Annotated in this window: 18 protein-coding genes; 10 read left to right on the forward strand and 8 right to left on the reverse strand. The window is 61.7% G+C overall.

Annotated features, from left to right (window positions below; translation table 11 throughout):
* Positions 1-2: 2 nt before the first annotated feature.
* Positions 3-1,283, reverse strand: a complete 1,281-nt coding sequence (locus tag BS630_RS21055) for a cytochrome b (protein WP_017961481.1) — start codon at positions 1,281-1,283, stop codon at positions 3-5.
* 14 nt (positions 1,284-1,297) lie between these two features.
* Positions 1,298-1,876, reverse strand: a complete 579-nt coding sequence (gene petA / locus BS630_RS21060; RefSeq protein WP_026158794.1) for a ubiquinol-cytochrome c reductase iron-sulfur subunit — start codon at positions 1,874-1,876, stop codon at positions 1,298-1,300.
* A 284-nt stretch (positions 1,877-2,160) separates the two neighbouring features.
* Between petA and BS630_RS21065 the strand changes: the two genes are divergently transcribed.
* Positions 2,161-3,093, forward strand: a complete 933-nt coding sequence (locus BS630_RS21065; RefSeq protein ID WP_077978911.1) for an endonuclease/exonuclease/phosphatase family protein — start codon at positions 2,161-2,163, stop codon at positions 3,091-3,093.
* Here the strand turns inward: BS630_RS21065 and BS630_RS21070 are convergent.
* The gene (locus BS630_RS21070) at positions 3,049-4,962 is read right to left on the reverse strand and encodes an ABC transporter ATP-binding protein (protein ID WP_077978912.1); all 1,914 of its coding nucleotides are present in this window, start codon (positions 4,960-4,962) and stop codon (positions 3,049-3,051) included. The genes BS630_RS21065 and BS630_RS21070 overlap by 45 nt on opposite strands.
* A 162-nt stretch (positions 4,963-5,124) precedes the next feature.
* Here BS630_RS21070 and BS630_RS21075 point away from each other — a divergent pair, with 162 nt between their 5' ends.
* On the forward strand, positions 5,125-5,355 hold the full coding sequence (locus BS630_RS21075) for a CopG family ribbon-helix-helix protein (RefSeq protein WP_025395472.1): 231 nt from the start codon (positions 5,125-5,127) through the stop codon (positions 5,353-5,355).
* Between the two features lie 97 nt (positions 5,356-5,452).
* Here the strand turns inward: BS630_RS21075 and BS630_RS21080 are convergent, their stop codons facing one another.
* Positions 5,453-7,309, reverse strand: a complete 1,857-nt coding sequence (locus tag BS630_RS21080; protein ID WP_077979252.1) for an ABC transporter ATP-binding protein — start codon at positions 7,307-7,309, stop codon at positions 5,453-5,455.
* A 386-nt stretch (positions 7,310-7,695) separates the two neighbouring features.
* Here BS630_RS21080 and BS630_RS21085 point away from each other — a divergent pair, with 386 nt between their 5' ends.
* Together BS630_RS21085 and BS630_RS21090 are read left to right on the forward strand one after the other, a co-directional pair.
* Entirely contained in the window at positions 7,696-8,157 is a 462-nt protein-coding gene (locus BS630_RS21085; protein ID WP_077978913.1) for a tRNA (cytidine(34)-2'-O)-methyltransferase, read from the forward strand.
* A 215-nt stretch (positions 8,158-8,372) separates the two neighbouring features.
* Positions 8,373-10,019, forward strand: a complete 1,647-nt coding sequence (locus BS630_RS21090; RefSeq protein WP_077978914.1) for a Na/Pi cotransporter family protein — start codon at positions 8,373-8,375, stop codon at positions 10,017-10,019.
* 3 nt (positions 10,020-10,022) lie between these two features.
* On the opposite strand, the gene BS630_RS21095 is transcribed toward BS630_RS21090, so the two are convergent.
* Positions 10,023-10,283: a hypothetical protein gene (locus BS630_RS21095; RefSeq protein WP_003541775.1), complete on the reverse strand. Its 261-nt coding sequence runs from the start codon at positions 10,281-10,283 to the stop codon at positions 10,023-10,025.
* Positions 10,284-10,458: 175 nt separating this feature from the next.
* Here BS630_RS21095 and hemF point away from each other — a divergent pair, with 175 nt between their 5' ends.
* The 3 genes from hemF (at position 10,459) to BS630_RS21110 (ending at position 12,043) form a co-directional block, all read left to right on the forward strand.
* Positions 10,459-11,370 carry an oxygen-dependent coproporphyrinogen oxidase gene (hemF, locus tag BS630_RS21100; protein WP_027664105.1) on the forward strand — a complete coding sequence of 304 codons (912 nt, stop codon included), beginning with the start codon at positions 10,459-10,461 and terminating at the stop codon, positions 11,368-11,370.
* A gap of 103 nt (positions 11,371-11,473) precedes the next feature.
* Positions 11,474-11,743, forward strand: coding sequence for a hypothetical protein (locus tag BS630_RS21105; RefSeq protein ID WP_077978915.1), 270 nt, complete (start codon positions 11,474-11,476; stop codon positions 11,741-11,743).
* 114 nt (positions 11,744-11,857) lie between these two features.
* Positions 11,858-12,043: a DUF1059 domain-containing protein gene (locus BS630_RS21110; protein ID WP_003565542.1), complete on the forward strand. Its 186-nt coding sequence runs from the start codon at positions 11,858-11,860 to the stop codon at positions 12,041-12,043.
* Here the strand turns inward: BS630_RS21110 and BS630_RS21115 are convergent, their stop codons facing one another.
* Genes BS630_RS21115 through BS630_RS21125 form a run of 3 tightly spaced genes read right to left on the reverse strand, consistent with a single transcriptional unit; the run spans position 12,044 to position 14,564 of the window.
* A complete protein-coding gene (locus BS630_RS21115; RefSeq protein WP_077978916.1) occupies positions 12,044-13,297 on the reverse strand; it encodes a CCA tRNA nucleotidyltransferase in 1,254 nt (417 codons plus the stop codon). It abuts the gene before it with no gap.
* Positions 13,294-13,944, reverse strand: a complete 651-nt coding sequence (locus BS630_RS21120; protein ID WP_077978917.1) for a CoA pyrophosphatase — start codon at positions 13,942-13,944, stop codon at positions 13,294-13,296. Before BS630_RS21120 ends, BS630_RS21115 begins: the two co-directional genes overlap by 4 nt.
* Positions 13,941-14,564 carry a DUF1285 domain-containing protein gene (locus tag BS630_RS21125; RefSeq protein WP_077978918.1) on the reverse strand — a complete coding sequence of 208 codons (624 nt, stop codon included), beginning with the start codon at positions 14,562-14,564 and terminating at the stop codon, positions 13,941-13,943. Before BS630_RS21125 ends, BS630_RS21120 begins: the two co-directional genes overlap by 4 nt.
* Before the next feature lie 158 nt (positions 14,565-14,722).
* On the opposite strand from BS630_RS21125, the gene BS630_RS21130 reads away from it, so the two are divergent.
* The 3 genes from BS630_RS21130 to BS630_RS21140 are packed head-to-tail and all read left to right on the forward strand — an operon-like array spanning position 14,723 to position 19,477.
* Positions 14,723-15,733: an AAA family ATPase gene (locus tag BS630_RS21130; protein WP_017961495.1), complete on the forward strand. Its 1,011-nt coding sequence runs from the start codon at positions 14,723-14,725 to the stop codon at positions 15,731-15,733.
* Positions 15,734-15,746: 13 nt separating this feature from the next.
* On the forward strand, positions 15,747-16,667 hold the full coding sequence (locus BS630_RS21135; protein WP_077978919.1) for a DUF58 domain-containing protein: 921 nt from the start codon (positions 15,747-15,749) through the stop codon (positions 16,665-16,667).
* Positions 16,664-19,477, forward strand: a complete 2,814-nt coding sequence (locus BS630_RS21140) for a DUF4159 domain-containing protein (protein WP_077978920.1) — start codon at positions 16,664-16,666, stop codon at positions 19,475-19,477. Before BS630_RS21135 ends, BS630_RS21140 begins: the two co-directional genes overlap by 4 nt.

The raw sequence follows: 19,477 nt of genomic DNA on the forward strand, positions 1-19,477 counted from the left end.
GCTTACGCATTGGCCGCTGCACTGGCGGCAGCTGTCTTGTTGCGCTTCTCGAGCACCGCTTCGGTGATCGAGTTCGGGATGCGGCGCGGTGTCTCGAGGAGGCCGAGCACCGGCATGGCAACCAGGAAGAATGCGAAGTAGAGGAGCGTGCAGACCTGAGAGATCCAGACGAAGTCACCTTCCGCCGGCTGCGATCCGAGCCAGCCGAGGATGATCGCGTTGATCACGAACAGCCAGTAGAACACCTTGTACCAGGGACGATAGACCGCGGAGCGAACCTTGGAAGTGTCGAGCCAGGGCAGGAAGAACAGCACGATGATCGCACCGAACATCACCAGCACGCCCCCGAGCTTGGAATCGATCGGGCCGACGTTGAAGGTGATCGAACGCAACATCGCGTAGAACGGCAGGAAGTACCATTCCGGAACGATGTGGGCCGGCGTCTTCAACGGGTCGGCCGGGATGTAGTTGTCGGCATGGCCGAGGAAGTTCGGCATGTAGAAGACGAAATAGGCATAGACCAGCAGGAAGACCGATACACCGAGAGCATCCTTCATCGTCGCATAGGGCGTGAAACGCACTGTGTCCGTCTTCGTCTTAACCTCGACGCCCGTCGGGTTCGTCTGGCCGACGACATGCAGCGCCCAGATGTGCAGGACGACGACGCCGGCGATCATGAAGGGCAGCAGGTAATGCAGCGAGAAGAAGCGGTTCAGCGTCGGCTGTTCGACGGCAAAGCCGCCGAGTAGGAACTGCTGCAACCATTCGCCAATCAGGGGAAAGGCCGAGAAGAAGCCGGTGATGACGGTCGCACCCCAGAAGGACATCTGGCCCCAGGGCAAAACGTAACCCATGAAGCCGGTCGCCATCATCAGGAGATAAATGACCACGCCGAGAATCCAGAGAATTTCTCGCGGCGCCTTGTAGGAGCCGTAGTAGAGGCCGCGGGCAATGTGCAGGTAGACCGCGACGAAGAAGAAAGACGCGCCGTTGGCATGCATGTAGCGCAGCAGCCAGCCATGATTGACGTCGCGCATGATCTTTTCAACGGAGTTGAAGGCAATCGTCGTCTCGGCGGCATAGTGCATGGCGAGAACCACACCAGTCAATATCTGCAGGATCAGCATGACGGAGAGCATTGCGCCAAAAGTATAGGCATAGTTCAGGTTACGCGGAACCGGATAGGCGACGAAACTATCATAGACCATGCGCGGCAGCGGAAGGCGCGCATCGACCCATTTCTCGAGGCCGGTTGATGGCTCGTAGCTGGAATGGCCACTCATATATCAGTCTCCCCTCAACCGATCTTGATTTTGGTATCGGACACAAATGAAAAGGTCGGGATCGCCAGGTTCTCGGACGCAGGACCTTTGCGAATGCGGCCGGCCGTGTCGTAGACCGAGCCATGGCAGGGACAGAACCAACCATTGTATTCGCCGGCCTGGCCGAGCGGTACGCAGCCGAGATGCGTGCAGGTGCCGATCATGACGATCCAGTTTTCCTTGTCCTTGCCGCCCGAACGGTCAACACCCGTTGCCTGAGCGTCGGCGGGAAGGTTTGCATTGCGCGCAATCGGGTCCTTGAGATCCGACAGCGGAACATCGGCTGCGGCCGTCACTTCTTCCGGGGTGCGATTGCGGATGAAGATCGGCTTGCCGCGCCATTTGACCGTCAGCGACATGCCGGGTTCCAGGCTGGCAACGTCAACTTCGATCGAGGCGAGAGCGAGCGTCGAAGCGTCAGGACGCATCTGATCGATGAACGGCCAAGCGACCGCGACGGCGCCAACGGCGCCCGCCATACCAGTGGTGAGATAAAGGAAATCACGGCGAGTGGGTTCGCCCGTGCCCTCGCTTGTCGTTTCGTGTTCGCTCACGGCTAACATCCTCTGCGCAATTTTCGCGGAATTCCGCCCTGCCCCCTCTACCGGCGAATCTCTCTAGACACAATTCGGCCATAGATTCCCCAGCAATCCGGCGCGTTCTATGCTTGATCGCAAATTATGTCCAGCCTTGGCAAGGGGATGAGGGCACAATGTCGCGGGAAATTTCGGATGAATTTTTTAAGGCAAACACGCGCTTGCCGTTATGTTGCATTGCAACAAAAATGCCCTCGTGATAGGCGCAGTCCAAGCCACGCCAGCGAGCCGGACCGGAGCGGATGAGAGACACGATTTTTTGCGTATTCAGCGTCCTTACGACGCTTGTTCTCGCCATCATCTCCCTGCGATACGTCACCGATTTTTATCTGCTGTCCTTTTTTTACAGCTTCCAGGTCCATCTGGCGGTTGCCGGCGCGGTGGCTTCGGTCGCAGCCCTTCTCGTCAAGCGACACTGGTATGGCCTGCTGACGCTCGCGGTATCGGCGGTCCTTGCAGTCCATGGCATTGCGATGATGCGCGAATTCGTCGAACCCTCAGTCGAAGAGAGCCGCCCGGCCCTCTTCAGGCTGATGTCCTTCAACATCGAGAACGATAATTTCGCAAACGGCCCTCACATCGCCGACATGGTCATCGCCTCAGGCGCCGACGTCGTCAACATCCTGGAGGCCGAACCGCTGCTGTCGGAACTGCCGCGGTTGTTGAAGACCTATCCCTATTATATCGGCTGCGGCATCGGCATGGAGCAATGCGATACGCTGGTGCTGTCGAAGCGTCCGCTGATCGAACCCCGCATCCGCAATCTCGGCCTGCTCTGGCGCAACCGGTTGACGATCTCGACGATCGATTTCGATGGCCAGAAGGTCAATTTCCTCGCCGCGCACCTGACCAAACCTTATTACGACGAGTTCCACGGCCTGGAAGTCTGGGATCTCGCGGAGGTCATCCCTACCCTTTCGGGACCGCTCGTTCTGGCCGGTGATTTCAATACGTCGATTCTCGCGCCCGACATGCAGTATCTCATGCGCACTCAAGGCTTGGGCACGGCATCGCTGGAGCCCGCGACATGGCCGATCCGCGCCGGCGCCTTCGGTATCCCGATCGATCATATCTTTACCCGCGCGCCGCTGCGGCTTAAATCGGTCCGCCGCATCGAGAACGGCTTCGGATCAAATCATTTTGGCCTCATGGCGGAATTCGTCGTCGACCCTTGAGCCTGCATTCTCATCCGTAGCAAGGAAGCCGCCGGACTGGCGCGCCCAAAGTTCGGCATAGAGCCCGCCGTGGCGAAGCAGTGCGTCATGGCTGCCTTCCTCGATGATCCGTCCGAGATCGACGACGATCAGCCGATCGAGCGCGGCGATCGTCGACAGCCGATGGGCGATCGCAAGCACCGTCTTGCCTTCCATGATCCGGTGGAGATTGGACTGGATCGCTTCCTCCACTTCCGAATCGAGCGCCGACGTCGCTTCGTCGAGAACGAGGATCGGCGCGTCCTTCAGCATGACGCGGGCAATGGCGATACGCTGCCGCTGCCCGCCGGACAGTTTGACCCCGCGTTCGCCGACATGCGCATCCAAACCTCTGCGGCCCTGCTGATCCTGCAGGCGTTCGATGAACTCGATGGCTTCGGCGCGCCTGGCCGCCTCGACCAGCCCCTCCTCGCCGGCATCCGGCCGTCCGAACAGGATATTGTCGCGCACCGAACGATGCAGCAGCGAGGTGTCCTGGCTGACGAGGCCGATCTGCATCCTGAGGGATTCCTGCGTCACGGCTGATATATTCTGACCGTCGACGAGAATGCGGCCGTCCTGAATATCGTAGAGGCGCAATAGCAGGTTCATCAGGGTCGATTTCCCGGCGCCCGAACGGCCGACGATCCCGACCTTTTCGCCCGGGCGGATGGTCAGCGAGAAATTCTCGACGACCGGCTGGTGGCCCTTGCCGTAGCGGAAGGAAACATTGTCGAAACGGATGCCGGGCTGCCGGATCACCAAGGTCTTCGCATCGGTCCGGTCGACGAGCCCCAGAGGTTGGGAGATCAGCTCGGCGGCGTTCTGGATGGTGCCGAGGTTGCGCATGATACCGTTGAATTGCGTCATCAACCGTCCGAGCAGGAAATTCAGCCTGAGCACCAGCGCCAGCGAAAACGCCACCGCACCCGAGCTGATGAGGCCGCGCAGCCAGAGATCGACGCTCAGGCCCGCCATCGTCACGATCATCAGGCCGGAAAGCAGCGCCATCGAGGCCCTGACGCCGGTGATGAACCGCGTGAAGCGCAGCACCGTATCCTGATAGATATCGAAACCCTGCCGCATGTAGCGGTCGCTCTCCTCGTCGCGTGCAAACAGCTTCAGCGTCTGCATGTTGCTGTAGGAGTCGACCATCCTGCCGTTTAACATCGATCCGGCTTCCGCCGTTTCGCGGGAATGATGGCGGATCCGCGGGACAAAGTGGCGCGCCAGCAGGCTGAAGGCGCCAAGCCAGAACAGCACGACGGCGGCAAGGGAAAAGTCCAACCGGGCGACGAGCACGAGCGTCGTTACGGCATAGATGCCGACGAACCAGACGCTTTCCATCAGCGAGGTGACGAGATCGCCGGTGGCCTGCCCGGCCGACCAAACCTTGGTGACAATGCGTCCGGAAAAATCGCTCTGGAAAAACGACAATGACTGCCTGGAGACGTGGAGATAGGATTGCCAGCGCGCGAGATTGTAGAAGCCCGGCGTGATCACCTGCTGGTCGACGAGCGCGATCAGGAAGGCGATGACGAAGCGCACGAGCCCGATGAGGGCGAGCATGCCGAACAGCTCACCGCCATGGGCAGCCAGAAGGCCGCTCCAGCCGGCCCCCGGCGTGATGCTGCCGAGGATATCGACGAGCCGCCCGACGAACCAGAAGAGCGCTGCCTCGATCGCCGCCGACGCGCCGCCGAGAACAAGCATGGCGATGAACGGCGTCCTCGCCTGGCCGATATAGAACCAGATGAATCCGAGCGTCGAGCGCGGCGGCTGGAGATTGGCGCGTGGGCGGAACGGATCGATCCAGGTTTCGAACCGGCGGAGGATGGGGCTTAAGAACATAGAAGCGATATAGGCGGAATAACCGGACCGGCAAAGGGAATGAAAAGCGACCGAAACCTTATATTTTGGTAATTAATGGTAACATCGGCGGCATACCCATTGAATGCCCCCGAACCGGTCACAATCTCACGTTACGATCGCGCTTTACCGGAGACCACTTCCATGGAAACGAAAATGCTCGATGTGCATGTTCCGCTTCCGCTTGCAGAAAGGCTGGATGCCCTGGCATTCGCCCTAGGGTTGCCGCGCGACGAGATCGTCGCCGAGGCCATTACCGCCTGGCTGGACCAGGAAGAGCAGCGTCGTCTCGTCGCACTGCGCACGATCGCAGCCGCCAACACCATGATCGTCGTCGAACATCACCGCGTGATCGATTGGGCCGACAGCCTTTGAGCGGATAGAACGCAAACGCGCTCAGCCCCAGCAGCTGGAAACCACCCTCAGTATTCAAGAGGCCCTCTCCGCTTTCGCCGAGAGGGCCTCATTTATGTTATTCCGCCGCCACTTCCGCTTCGTCGGCGTGATCGGAGAGGAAGCCGCCTGACTGGCGGTTCCAGAGGTCGGCATAGATACCGCCTGCTTCGATCAGTTCGCTGTGCGAGCCGGCCTCGATGATCCGGCCCTTGTCGAGCACGATCAGCCGGTCCATCTCCGTCAGCGTCGAAAGCCGGTGGGCGATGGCGATCACCGTCTTGCCCTCCATCAAGGCGAAGAGGTTTTCCTGGATCGCCGCCTCGACTTCCGAATCGAGCGCCGAGGTCGCCTCGTCGAGCACCAGGATCGGCGCGTCCTTCAGGAAGACGCGGGCGATCGCGACGCGCTGCCGCTGGCCGCCTGACAGTTTGACGCCGCGTTCGCCGACCTGCGCGTCGAGCCCCGCGCGGCCCTGCATGTCGACGAGGCCTTCGATGAACTCCCAGGCATTGGCGCGTTTGGCGGCCTCGATCACCTCGTCGTCCGTTGCTTCGGGACGACCATAGGCGATGTTGTCGCGGATCGAGCGATGCAACAGCGAGGTGTCCTGCGTCACCACGCCGATCAGCGAACGCAGGCTTTCCTGCGAGACGCCGGCGATATCCTGCCCGTCGATGGTGATGCGGCCGGTCTCCAGATCGTAAAAGCGCAGCAGCAGGTTCATCAGCGTCGTCTTGCCGGCACCGGAACGGCCGACCAGACCGACCTTCTCGCCTGCCTTGATGTCGAGCGACAGGTTGTCGATGACGCCCTTGCTCTTGCCGTAGTGGAAGCGGATGCGGTCGTAGTGGATCGCGCCCTTCTTCGCCGTCAGGGTGGGTGCGCCCGGCTTGTCGACGATATCGTGCTGTTTGCTCATCATCTCCATGCCGTCATAGACCGTACCGATATTCTCGAACAGCGCCGAGACTTCCCACATGATCCATTGCGACATGCCGTTGACGCGCATGGCAAGACCGATCGCGATGGCGATGGCACCGACTGAGATCGCCCCGTTCAGCCAGAACCAGATCGACAGGCCCGAGATGACGAAGAGCGCAACGCAGTTGTTCACATAGACGCTGATGTGGAAGAGCGTCACCTTGCGCATCTGCTTGTGCACGGTCTGCAGGAACTCGTCCATGCCCTCCTTGGCATAGACCTCCTCGCGGCCCGCATGCGAAAACAGCTTGACCGTCGCGATATTCGTATAGCTGTCGACCACGCGGCCCGTCATCATCGAACGCGCATCCGCCTGCGCCGCCGCGATCTTGCGAAGCCGCGGCACGAAATAGGCGACGATGCTGATATAGACCGCGAGCCAGACGAGGATCGGGATCATCAGCCGCCAGTCCGACGCCGCAATCACGATGATCATCGTCAGGAAATAGGTGACGACATAGACGAAGACGTCGAGGATCTTCATCACCGTTTCACGTACGGCAAGCGAGGTCTGCATCACCTTGGTGGCGACACGCCCGGCAAACTCGTTGGCAAAGAACGACATGCTGTGGCGCAGCAGGAAGCGGTGCATCTGCCAGCGTGCGATCATCGGATAATTGCCGAGCATCATCTGATGCATGATGAGCGAATCGAGCCCGGCTACCACAGGCAGGCCGATCAGCACCAGCGCCGCCATCCAGAAAAGCTTGTGGCCTTCTCTCTCCAGGAATGTGGCGCGGTCGGCATTGGTCAGCCAGTCGACGATATCGCCGAGGAACTGGAAGAGCGCCACTTCGCCGATAGCGATCAGCGCGGTCAGCACGGCCATCAGGCCGAGCCAGGGCGCAGCCGGCTTGCTGTAATGCCAGCAAAAGGCAAAGAGACCTTTCGGCGGGGCGACAGGGTCCTCGCTGGGAAAGGGATTGAGTCGCTGTTCGAACCAGCCAAACATGAAATTGCTCCGAAACGTCAGCGTTCCGGCTCCCGGCTTCGCGCCATCCCAGCGCCATGCAAGCACATATGGGAACCGAACGTTCAAGGGGCGAGGCTGAGACAGCCGCACAATGGATCAAAAAAGGAAATTCAGGGAAGAAACCCGCACTATCGGCGGAAAATCGCACCGCTTGGCATCACGGCCGGGAGGCGCACATACAGCAAAATATTCATTCTGGCGCTCCTTGCTGGCGATTGAAGATATGCACCGATAACGCGAAAACGAGGAATTTTCCAGCCCTGTTGTGCCAAAAATTTCATCTCTTCAGGTCAAAACGCGCCCTGTTGCGCCGAAATCACAGTTGCATTAGGCCTTGAGCGGCGAAAGCAGGAAAACGGCGCATCATGACTTCACTCAGACTGGCACTCTATCAGCCGGATATAGCAGGCAATACCGGCACCATCCTGCGTCTTGCCGCCTGCCTTGGCTTAGCGGTCGATCTGATCGAACCCGCCGGCTTCGACATCTCCGACCGCAACCTGAAACGGGCCGGCATGGACTATATCGCCGCCGCCGCCCTCACCCGCCATGTCAACTGGGACCGCTTCGAGGCGTGGCGTCTGAGCACCGGCCGCCGCCTGATCCTCGCCTCGACAAAGGCTGCGGAGCGCTACACCGATCTTGCTTTCCGCCCGGACGATGTCCTGCTCTTCGGTCGCGAAAGCGCCGGCGTGCCGGACCAGGTGCATGAGAGGGCCGACGCCCGCATCCTGATCCCGATGATCGAAGGCCAGCGGTCGATCAACGTCGCCGTCTCGGCCGCGATGATCGTCGGCGAGGCGATGCGCCAAACCGTCTGGGCCTGACGGACACCGGCGCTGGCGGAGAAAAGCCCGCGAATTGCCGATCCGCTCCTGAATATGTCGCAAAATAACGTTGTCTATCCGTTAAACCGGCGTATATTTATTAGCCGGGCAATCAAAAATTCAGTATTGGCCTCCATGATTCCAACAAGTTGGAATGGCCATGTCAGGAAAACCGCACTTCTCCAGATCCGTGAAAGAAGAATAAAAACAATAAAATGGACTCTACAATCATCATGATCAACCTGTTCGGCGCCGTGGCTCTGCTGCTGTTCGGCCTCGCGCAGGTAAAGGATGGCGTATCCAGAGCCTTCGGCGCCCGCCTGAGAACAGGTCTGGCGACCGGCACACGCGACAGTCTTCGTTCTTTCCTGTCAGGCCTCGTCGCGACCATCGCGCTGCAAAGCTCCACGGCGACGGCGCTGATGACGGCCTCCTTCGTCGAGCGGGACCTGATCAAGCCGCGCATGGCGCAGATCGTGTTGCTCGGCGCCAATGTCGGCACGGCAATCACCGCCTGGATCGTGGCAACGGGCATCGAATGGCTCTCTCCGCTTCTGATCCTTGCCGGGATCGTGCTTTGCCGCGGCCGGTCCAGCACCAGCCAGGGCGGCGGCACGGCGCTGATCGGCATCGGGCTGATGCTGTTGTCGCTGCACCTCCTCGGCCTTGCGACGGAACCGATGCGCGCCTCTCCCGCCCTTGCTGCCTTCATCGGCCTGCTGGACGGCGCCCTGCCCGTGGCAATGATCGTCTCGGCAGCACTTGCCTTCGCGTCCTCGTCGAGCCTTGCGGTGGTGGTGCTCATCCTGTCGCTCGCCTCGGCCGGCGTGGTCTCCGCCGAACTCGTCATCGTGCTCGTGCTCGGCGCCAATCTCGGCGGCGCAATACCGCCTGTCGTCGCGACATTGTCCGGCCCGGTTTCGGCTCGGCGCGTCACTCTCGGCAATCTCGCCGTCCGCACGCTCGGCTGCCTCATCGCCCTGCCCCTGGCGGGATATGGCGCGGAACTCATCCGAATGCTGCCCTTTGGTCCCGCCAAGCTACCGGTCGACGCGCATCTTGCCTTCAACCTTCTGCTGGCGGCGCTGGCCTGGCCATTCTCCCGCCCGCTTGCCGCCCTGATGGCCAGGCTGGTGCCGGATCAGGCCGAGCCCGACAGCGCCCCGAAATATCTGGATGCGCAGGAGCTTTCAACGCCGGTCGTTGCCCTTGCCAGCGCCACCCGCGAAGTGCTCGGCGTCGGCGACCTGATCGAGCGCATGCTGATCCGGGTCTCCGAAGCCTTCGAGCGTAACGACGCATCGAAGCTTGCCGAGATATCCGCCCTCGAAGAGCGCGTCGACCGGCTGCAGCAGGCGGTGAAGGTCTATCTCTCGAAGCTCGGCCGCGAGGGTCTCAGCGACGAGAACGCCCGCCGCTCGATCGTCGTCATCGATTACGCGATCAATCTCGAACATATGGGCGACATCATCGAAAAGGGCCTGGCGGAGCAGGTGGCGAAGAAAATCTCTCTCGGTTTAAAATTTTCCGAGGACGGTCATCAGGAACTGCGCAAGCTGTTCGATCTGACGATCGACAATCTGCGCGTCGCCCAGACGATCTTCGTCACCCGCGATTTCAATCTCGCGCGTCAGATGATGGAGGTAAAAGTCGAGGTGCGCCGGATGGAAAAACAATCGGCCGAGCGCCACCTCGAACGCCTGCGTGACGGCCGCGCCGACAGCCTTCAGACGAGTTCGCTGCATCTCGACATGTTGCGCGACCTGAAGCGCCTCAACGCCCACATCGTGTCCGTGGCGCATCCGATCATGGATGAAAGCGGCCTGCTGATCGAAAGCCGCGTGCGCACCACTGCGAAGTGACGGTCAATCGGCCGAAGGCAGGCGGCGCATGGTGAATTCGATCTGGTCGCCGTCGAGCTGGCGCCAGCTTTCCACTTCGGTCCAGTAAGCAGCTTTCGGATATTCGTCGAACCATTCGCGCGCCTTGGCGCGTGCGTCCATGAGGCCGAGGCAATATGTCTCACGCACGAAATGGTCCTTCTTGCTCGGGGGATTTTCCGCCCGATGTCTCGCTATCCTGCGCTTCAGGCCGTCGAAAGACGGAGGCCCTGGAACTTTTTTCATCACACCTACCTCCTCGGAAAAGGTAATATCGAAATTCTCGATTTGCGAGTCGAATCTTGGAAGCGCCCAGTGCCTGCCTTGGCTTGGCGAGATGCAGCACCAACTGCTAATCATGGCGGGCAATCAAGAATGAGCGAGTCGCCTCCGAAGGAGATGTCGACCGTCGGAGGCGTAAATGGAAAGACCGGAACTGCCGATCGGCTTGCCTGACGATATCGAACAGAAGAAGGCTGCAGCCCGCAATTGGTTCGAGGGGTTGCGCGATACGATCTGCGCCTCCTTCGAGGCCATCGAGGATGAGTTGGAAGGGCCGCTCTCCGATCAGGAGCCCGGTCGCTTCGTCGCCAAGGACTGGTCGCGCGAAAACGGCGCCGGCGGCGGTGGTCGGATGTCGATGATGGAAGGCCGCGTCTTCGAAAAGGTCGGCGTCCATACCTCCACCGTGTACGGCGAATTCGCCTCTGATTTCCGCGCCCAGATACCCGGCGCCAAGGATGATCCGCGTTTCTGGGCCTCCGGCATCTCGCTGATTGCCCATCCTGTCAACCCCAACGTTCCGGCGGTGCACATGAATACCCGCATGGTCGTCACCACCAGCCGCTGGTTCGGCGGCGGGGCCGACTTGACGCCGGTGTTGTCGCGCCGCCGCACGCAGGAGGACGAGGACAGTCAGCTCTTCCACAAGGCCATGGAGATCGCCTGCCGCAATCACGCCGTCGCCGATTATGATGCCTATAAGGCCTGGTGCGACGAATATTTCTTCCTGAAGCACCGCAACGAGGCTCGTGGCATCGGCGGCATCTTCTACGACTGGCTGCATTCAAGCGAGGAAGTTGGCGGCTGGGACGCCGATTTCGCCTTCACCCGTGATGTCGGCCGGGCCTTCGCCATGGTTTATCCGAAAATCGTCCGCTCCAACTTCGATAAATTGTGGACAGAGGCCGATCGCGACGAACAATTGATCCGCCGAGGCCGCTACGTCGAATTTAATCTGCTGTATGATCGCGGCACAATCTTCGGCTTGAAGACCGGCGGCAACGTTGAATCCATTCTCTCATCGCTGCCCCCCGTCGTCCGCTGGCCATGAAACTGTGATATCTCATCGATAAATTCGAGGTGATAGACCTTCACGAAAACTCAGTGCGTCCTAACTTTATATGTATGTGCGTAACAATCGGAGGAGGATTGTCATGACGATACAAGGTGGCTCGCCTGCGTCCACGGATGTCCAGGAAACATCCCGCACGATCGACACGCCTGAGTTTCTGACGCGCATCGCCGAGAAACTGCGGGCCAAGAGCGGCTCGGATCTGCCGCTGTCCTGCTTCATCGAGCAGGTCAAGCTACAACTGGCCGGCGGAAAGACGCCGGAACAGCTGCAGAATGAAGCGGCCGCCGCCAACAGCAACATGCCCGGCCACCTCTTGGATACCTACAAAGCCTGGGCGATGCCCGACTGACACGGCCTTTACCGGCCGGCATGTCGATGCCGGCCGGAACCTTCCCTCCCCCCGCACATTCATAAATCGCGTAAGATCGCGATCGTCGTTGTGTTTCGAACAGAGGAGAAGACCATGCGACTTTTCGAATGCGGCACTCTCGTTCCGGGCTGCGCCTGGCATACACGGGCAGATAGCGACGCCGAGGTGGTCCGCCGTGCCGTCGAGCACCTGAAAAATGCTCACGGCGAAACCACGATCCGCGAGAACATGGTGGATAATATCAAGGCTCGCATTCGCGACGAGGTGAACGCAGCCTGATTATTGCACGCGTTCCTGCAGCCGGGCGAGCAGCGCCGCCCGGTCGGCAACGAAATTTTCCTCCACCCATTGGCTTTCCAGACCGGCAAGCAGTTCGCCGACGCGCGGGCCGGAGGCGATTCCTGCCGAAATCACGTCGCCGCCGTTCAGCGGAAATTGTGGCTTCTTCCAGTGCATTGCCCTGTCCAGCAGCTTGATAAGCCGCGCCGACCGCGCCATTTCGTCGAAATCACCTTCAGCCTTGCCGCGCGCAACCGCAAGCGCCAGCTTCAGCCGCGTCGTGATGCCGTCGGCACCGTTGCGGTAAAGCAGCCGTTCGAAGGCGGCCGACGACATGTCGTCATTAACAGGCGCTGCCGTTGACCAGGCCTTGAGAGTGGCCGCTTCCGCATTCGAGAGCTTGAGCCGGGCTGCGAGCGCCTCCATGCGCGCCGCATCGGGCGGCACGATCGCCGCAAGGCGCAGCAACGGATCGGGCGTCCAGCGGAGCGCCTTTTCGGTGGCGATCAGCGAAGGGATCGCATCGATCCCCCATCGTTCCGATTCCGGCAGGATTTCCGTCAGCACCGCCACCTGCCGCATCCAGAGCAGCGCCCGGCCAGGATCGGCAGCACCTAGCAACTTTCGCAGTTCAGACCAGACGCGTTCTGCCGAAAGCGTCGTCAGTTTCGAACGCGCGACGGAACACGCCTTCAGCCCCTCGGCGTCCGGCCGCCCGGAACCGTAATAGGCAAAGAAGCGAAAGAAACGCAGGATGCGCAGATGGTCCTCGGCGATGCGCCTTGCAGGATCGCCGATAAAGCGGATGTTGCGCGTCTCGATATCGGCAAGCCCGCCGACGAGGTCAACGATCTCGCCCTCGGCATCGGCATAAAGCGCGTTGATCGTCAGATCCCGCCGCTCGGCATCTGCCGTCCAGTCGGTGCTGAAGGCAACCTTGGCATGGCGTCCGTCGGTCTCGACGTCGGTGCGAAGGGTCGTCACCTCGAAGGGCTTGCCGTCAATGACCAGCGTCACCGTGCCGTGCTCCAGGCCGGTTGGGACCGCTTTGATGCCGGCCGCCGCCGCGCGCTCCATCACAGCCTCCGGTCTAAGTGTGGTGGCTATGTCGACATCATTGACCGGCAGGCCCATCAGGCTGTTGCGCACCGCACCGCCGACCACTCGCCCTTCCCCGCCATCGGCGTTGAGAAGTGCCAAGATCCGGCCGAGGGCCGGGTCGCGAAACCATGCTTGGTCGGCGATGCCGGTCATGCATAAAGCCTTTCGTAAAGCGTGCGGACGATGCCGGCGGTGATGCCCCAGATCATTCTGCTTTCATAGGGCACGCGATAGAAATGCCGGTCGATGCCGTCGATGACACGTTTGTCGCGGGTGTGATTGGCAGGATCCATCAGGAAGGAAAGCGGCACCTCGAACACGTCGTCCACCTCGGTCGGGTTCAGCGTCAGCGCAAAGCCCGGCGAGACGACGCCGAGCACCGGCGTAATGCGGAAGCCCGTCGAGGCAAGGTAATTCGGCAGCCGCCCGACGGTTTCGACGAAGGAGCCGGCCAGGCCGATCTCCTCTTCCGTTTCTCGGATCGCCGCCATTTCGGGCGAAATATCGGCGGGATCGATCGAGCCGCCGGGAAAGGCGATCTGCCCGGAATGTTTGCGCAGCGTCGCCGTGCGCTTGGTGAAGATCACATGCGCTTCCTCGCCGTCGTCGACGACGGGCACTAGCACGGCGGCGTCGCGCAGCTCGAAGGTCTCGACCTCGGCGACGATATCGGGATTGAGGATGTGGTCCCCGTGATCGCGCCAGGCATGATCGACCGGCCCACCATTCTGGTTGAGCGCGCGGCGGCGGAATTCGGCTGCGGAAAACAGCGGATAACGTTGGGTAATCGCATCATTCATCGGGAAAGCGCATCCAGTTCATCGGCCGGCATCATCGCAAAGACTTCTCCGGCGGAGCGGACAGCGAACATCGCCTGTCCCTCGACCTCGAGCGGCTCGCCGAGCGCCACCAGTTCATACATCACCGCACGCGACACCAGCGCCTCCAGCCGCCCGCGCACATGCAGATAGGGTTTCAATTCGGCATTCTCGCCCGCAATGGCAAAGCGCAGTCGATGCTCTCCTCCCGCCTCCACGACATCGCCGACATTGGTGCGGAAGGTCAGTACCTGTTGGCCTTGCCGCTCCGTCACGCTCATCTCCACGGCGATGAAAGGCGCGTCGATGACCCTAATACCGACCTTTTCCACAGGAGTTACGAGATAGGTCTTCTGGTCGTCGTCTTTTCTTAAAACCGTCGAGAACAGCCGCACCAGCGCCGGTCGGCCAATCGGCGTGCCCATGTAGAACCAGGTACCGTCCGCCCGGATTTCCATGTCGATATCGCCGCAGAAAGGCGGATTCCACCGCTCGACCGGCGGTAATCCTCGTTTTTTGCCGGCATTTTCCTGAGACGCGCGCGAAATCAGTGCGGCAAGTCCCGCCGCATCCGCCTGTCCGCTGATTTCCTCGGCTGCCATTCTTCCGTCCCGGTTTGTCCTTAACGAAGTAAAGTCACGAGATAGTCATTCGCAACGAACTTGTCAGCCCGTCACATCTCCATAACTCTATCGGGCATGAGGCACATGTATAAGTCCGCCGATTCGCTGCCGAATGATTTCAGCCGTTGGAGATACGCATGGGTATGATGAAGACCGAAGCCAGCCTCGATGAAAAGGCGATCGTCGCCGCCGCCGAAAAGGCGCTCTCCGATATCGCCGCCATCCGCGGTGAAGTCTCGAAAGTAATCTTCGGCCAGGAAAGCGTCGTCGAGAACACCATTCTCGCCGTGCTGTCAGGCGGCCATGCCCTGCTCGTCGGCGTTCCCGGCCTTGCCAAGACCAGACTGGTGACGACGCTCGGCGAGGTGCTCGGCCTTGCCGCCAACCGCATCCAGTTCACACCTGATCTGATGCCCTCGGATATTCTCGGCTCCGAGGTGATGGACCAGGACGACAGTGGACGCCGCTCCTTCCGTTTCGTCAAGGGCCCGGTCTTCGCCCAGCTCCTGATGGCCGACGAGATCAACCGTGCCTCGCCGCGTACCCAGTCGGCCCTCCTGCAATCCATGCAGGAATACCATATCACGATCGCCGGCCAGCGTTATGACCTGCCGGCGCCCTTCCATGTGCTTGCCACCCAGAACCCGCTCGAGCAGGAAGGCACCTATCCCCTGCCCGAAGCCCAGCTCGACCGCTTCCTGCTGCAGGTCGACGTCAATTACCCTGAACTCGCCGCTGAGCGCCAGATCCTGCTTGAGACGACGGGCCTGGGCGAAACCCGGCCGGAAGCCATCATCGATGCACAGAGGCTGCTCGAGATCCAGACCCTGGTGCGCCAGATGCCGGTGAGCGACACGGTCGTCGATGCCATCCTGGCGCTGGTGCGTTCCGCCCGTCCAGGACAGGGCAATGCCTCGACCGACAAGAATGTCGCCTGGGGCCCCGGCCCGCGCGCCGGCCAGGCGATGATGCTCTGCGCGCGTGCCCGCGCGCTCTACGAAGGCCGTCTCGCCCCGTCTCTGGACGATATCTTCGCGCTCGCCGAACCCATTCTTCAGCACCGCATGGCGCTGACTTTCGCCGCCCGCGCCGAAGGCATGTCGGTGCGTGATGTCATCGCCGGACTGGTCAAGCAGGCAAAGGGATAAGGAAGCCGGACGCGTGGCATCTATCGGACAGATCGTCAATCCGACACCCGGCAGCGATGCCCTTTCCCGCGCCAGGCAGCGGGCCGCCCTGGTGCCGGACTGCCTGGTGGAAGCCAAGCGGATCGCCAACACGGTGATCGCCGGCTGGCATGGCCGCCGCAAGCGCGGCATCGGCGAGAATTTCTGGCAGTTCCGTCCCTATGCCGAGGGCGAGAGCCTGTCGCGCATCGATTGGCGCCGCTCCGCCCGCGACGACCATACCTATGTGCGCGAGCGCGAATGGGAGGCAGCGCACACGATCTGGCTCTGGTGCGACATGTCGCCCTCGATGATGTACAAGTCGAGCTATGGCAGCGTCTCCAAGGAAAGCCGCGCGCTGGTCATCATGCTGGCGCTTGCCGAAATCCTCGCCCGCTCCGGCGAGCGCATCGGCTGCCCCGGCATCATGGAGCCCGCCTCCTCCCGTAACGCCGCCGAACGCCTCGCAGCCGCTCTCACGCACACGCCGCTGACCGGCGGCCTGCCGGAAACGGCGATGATCCGCGGCTGGAGCGACCTCGTCCTTATCGGCGATTTCCTCGACGATGCGCCGGCTATCATGGAACGGCTCGGCCCGCTTGCCCGCCGCGGCCTACGCGGCCACGTGGTCGAGATATCAGATCCCGCCGAGGAGATATTCCCCTATAGCGGCCGCACCGAATTCACCGATCCGGAGAGCGGCGCCAAGCTTATCTCCGGCCGCGCCGAACATATCCGCGAGGCCTATCGCACCGCCTATCTCGCCCGCCGGGACAGCCTCGGCCAGTCGCTGCGCCATCTCGGCTGGACCTTCGCGAGCCACCGCACCGATCACCTTGCGTCGGAGGCGCTGGTCGCGGTGCACATGTACCTGTCCGGCATGCCGGCCAAGGCTACGCATGGAGGGCAGCTATGAACGCCCTTCCCTTCGCTTTCGCCTATCCCGCCATTCTGGGCGCGCTCCTTGCCTTGCCCGTCATCTGGTGGCTGCTGCGGCTGACGCCGCCACGTCCGAAGACCGAAGTCTTTCCGCCGCTGAAAATTCTAGCCTCGGTGCTGAAGCGCGAGGAGACGCCGGCGCAAAGCCCGTGGTGGCTGACGCTGCTGCGCATGCTGCTTGCTGCCGCCATCATCCTTGCGATCGCCGATCCGGTTTTCAATCCGCGCACCAGTTCACTCGCATCAGGTGGCCCACTCGTCCTCTTCGTCGACAATAGCTGGGCCGCCGCAACCGACTGGGAGCGCCGCATCCAGACCGCCGACGCGTTGATAGACGACGCCGAATCCGCCGGCACGCCTGTGTCGATCGCCTTTACCGCCGACCCGACCAACGACGCCGTGCCCGGCACCGCCGCTGCCGCCCGCGACAAGCTGCGCGCCGCCGAGCCACGACCGCTTGTGCCGGACCGCGAACGCGCCTTCCAGGCGCTGCGCGCCGCGCTGAACGGCATCAAGCCCGGTACCCTCGCCTTCTTGACCGACGGCGCCGCCGCCAAGCCCGACGACGCCACGGTGCGCAGGCTCGCCGAACTCCAACCCGCCGACCTGCGCCTGATCGAGGGCGATGCCGCGCGGACAGTCGCGATCACGGCGGCCAACAATGCGGCGGATGCCATGACCGTCAAGGTCACGCGGCTCAACAGTGCGCAGGCCGCATCGGTCGCGCTGAACGCCGTCGATACCCAGGGGCGCTCGATCGCCAATGGCAGGGCGGACTTCCGCCCCGGCCAGAGCGTCGCGACGAGTTCGATCACCGCCCCCTTCGAGATGCGCAACGATTTCGCGCGCGTCAGCGTCGACAATGGCGCGACGGCAGGCGCCGTCCACCTTCTCGACGACGCATTCAAGCGCCGCCGCGTCGTCTTGCTGTCAGGTGAAGGAGGGGACGAGTTCCAGCCATTGCTCTCACCGCTCTATTATATCCAGCGGGCGCTGCAACCCTATGCGGATCTGATCCAACCTGCCGATTCCGATCTTTCTGTCGCGATACCAAAACTTCTCGCCAGCAATCCCTCGATCATTATCATGGCCGATATCGGCCGGCTGCCGGAGGAGACCTACGAGCCTTTGACGCGCTGGATATCGAATGGCGGCATGCTCCTGCGTTTTGCCGGCCCGCGCATGGCGGCAGCCCCTGCGGACGATCCGCTGATCCCTGTCATCCTGCGTCAGGGAGAACGGGCGCTGGGCGGCACCTTGTCTTGGAGCGAGCCGCAGTCGCTGGCCGAATTTCCGAATATTGGGCCTTTCGCCGGCATAGCGCGTCCCGCCGATGTCGTCGTCAAGCGGCAGGTGCTTGCCGAACCGACGCCCGATCTTGCCGAACGCACCTGGGCAAGCCTGGCTGACGGCACGCCGCTCGTCACGATGAAGCAGCTCGCCTCCGGCCAGATCGTCCTGTTTCACGTCACCGCGGAAGCAACCTGGTCCGATCTGCCGATCTCAGGCACTTTCGTCGACATGCTGCGCCACCTCCTGCAGATATCGCGCTCGGGCGGCGTGACATCGGAGGCGCGCGGCAATGCGCGTGTCTCCGAAACTCTGCCGCCATTCCGCATGCTGACGGCCAAGGGCACGCTCGTCTCCGAGACGGGATCGGCGCGGCCGCTCATTCCACAGGCCGGAGTCGAACCGACGGCAAATTTCGACAACCCTCCGGGGCTCTACGGTTCGGAGGATGGTTTCACTTCGCTCAACGTACTGCCGGAGAACGCCGAACTGACGCCGCTCGACACAACAGGGACCAATGCCGTGCGCGAAGGCCTGATCGGCGGCGAAAGCTGGTCGGCAAAACCCGCGCTCTTTCTCGCAGCCTTCCTGTTGCTCTTGGCCGATAGCCTGATCGTCCTCTTCATGAATGGCGCGTTCTCGCGATTGCGCCCGACTGTCCGCACCGCCGCGATGATCGCGGTCGCCGTCGGCGCCGGCTTCCTCATGCAACCAGGCACGCTTCACGCCGACGACTCCAAGCCCGGCGACGACATCATCCTGCAGAGGCTTGACAACACCCATCTCGCCTATGTCGTCACCGGCGAACAGGATGTGGACAATATTTCCGAGCGTGGCCTCGAGGGCCTGACCCAGTTCCTGACCTTTCGCACGACGCTGGAGCCGGCGCCGCCCGTCGGCATCGACCTCACCAAAGACGAGCTCTCCTTCTATCCGATCATCTACTGGCCGGTTTCGGCAACGGCGCCCATGCCATCGTCGGCGGCAGTTAGCCGTATCGATGCCTATATGCGCAATGGGGGCACCGTGCTCTTCGATACGCGCGATCAGATCAGCGCATTGGACAATGGCGGCAATGTCAGCGCCAACGGTGAGAGGCTGCAGGCAATCCTCGCCAATCTGGACATTCCGGCGCTGGAGCCCGTACCGTCCGATCACGTGCTGACGAAATCCTTCTATCTCCTGTCGAGCTTTCCCGGTCGTTATGCCGGCAGCCCTCTCTGGATTGAGGCCCGGCAAGGCGGTCAGGGGCCGAGCGAAAAATCGGCGGCGACGGCCGACGGCGTTTCGCCGATCCTGATCACCGGCAATGATTTCGCCGGCGCCTGGGCGATCGACGAGAACGGCGTACCGATACTGCCGACCGTGCCGTCGGATGAATCGCAGCGCGAATATGCCTACCGTTCCGGCGTCAACATCATGATGTACATGCTGACCGGCAACTACAAGACCGATCAGGTCCATGTTCCCGACCTCCTCGAACGGTTAGGACAATGA

Origin of the sequence: Rhizobium laguerreae (assembly GCF_002008165.1) — a bacterium.
GTDB classification, from domain to species: domain Bacteria; phylum Pseudomonadota; class Alphaproteobacteria; order Rhizobiales; family Rhizobiaceae; genus Rhizobium; species Rhizobium laguerreae.

Coding starts and splice junctions, on each gene's coding strand:
- BS630_RS21055 (WP_017961481.1), bottom strand. CDS start 1,283: ATGAGTGGCCATTCCAGCTACGAGCCATCAACCGGCCTCGAGAAATGG.
- BS630_RS21065 (WP_077978911.1), top strand. CDS start 2,161: ATGAGAGACACGATTTTTTGCGTATTCAGCGTCCTTACGACGCTTGTT.
- BS630_RS21070 (WP_077978912.1), bottom strand. CDS start 4,962: ATGTTCTTAAGCCCCATCCTCCGCCGGTTCGAAACCTGGATCGATCCG.
- BS630_RS21075 (WP_025395472.1), top strand. CDS start 5,125: ATGGAAACGAAAATGCTCGATGTGCATGTTCCGCTTCCGCTTGCAGAA.
- BS630_RS21080 (WP_077979252.1), bottom strand. CDS start 7,309: ATGTTTGGCTGGTTCGAACAGCGACTCAATCCCTTTCCCAGCGAGGAC.
- BS630_RS21085 (WP_077978913.1), top strand. CDS start 7,696: ATGACTTCACTCAGACTGGCACTCTATCAGCCGGATATAGCAGGCAAT.
- BS630_RS21090 (WP_077978914.1), top strand. CDS start 8,373: ATGGACTCTACAATCATCATGATCAACCTGTTCGGCGCCGTGGCTCTG.
- BS630_RS21095 (WP_003541775.1), bottom strand. CDS start 10,283: ATGAAAAAAGTTCCAGGGCCTCCGTCTTTCGACGGCCTGAAGCGCAGG.
- hemF (WP_027664105.1), top strand. CDS start 10,459: ATGGAAAGACCGGAACTGCCGATCGGCTTGCCTGACGATATCGAACAG.
- BS630_RS21105 (WP_077978915.1), top strand. CDS start 11,474: ATGACGATACAAGGTGGCTCGCCTGCGTCCACGGATGTCCAGGAAACA.
- BS630_RS21110 (WP_003565542.1), top strand. CDS start 11,858: ATGCGACTTTTCGAATGCGGCACTCTCGTTCCGGGCTGCGCCTGGCAT.
- BS630_RS21115 (WP_077978916.1), bottom strand. CDS start 13,297: ATGACCGGCATCGCCGACCAAGCATGGTTTCGCGACCCGGCCCTCGGC.
- BS630_RS21120 (WP_077978917.1), bottom strand. CDS start 13,944: ATGAATGATGCGATTACCCAACGTTATCCGCTGTTTTCCGCAGCCGAA.
- BS630_RS21125 (WP_077978918.1), bottom strand. CDS start 14,564: ATGGCAGCCGAGGAAATCAGCGGACAGGCGGATGCGGCGGGACTTGCC.
- BS630_RS21130 (WP_017961495.1), top strand. CDS start 14,723: ATGGGTATGATGAAGACCGAAGCCAGCCTCGATGAAAAGGCGATCGTC.
- BS630_RS21140 (WP_077978920.1), top strand. CDS start 16,664: ATGAACGCCCTTCCCTTCGCTTTCGCCTATCCCGCCATTCTGGGCGCG.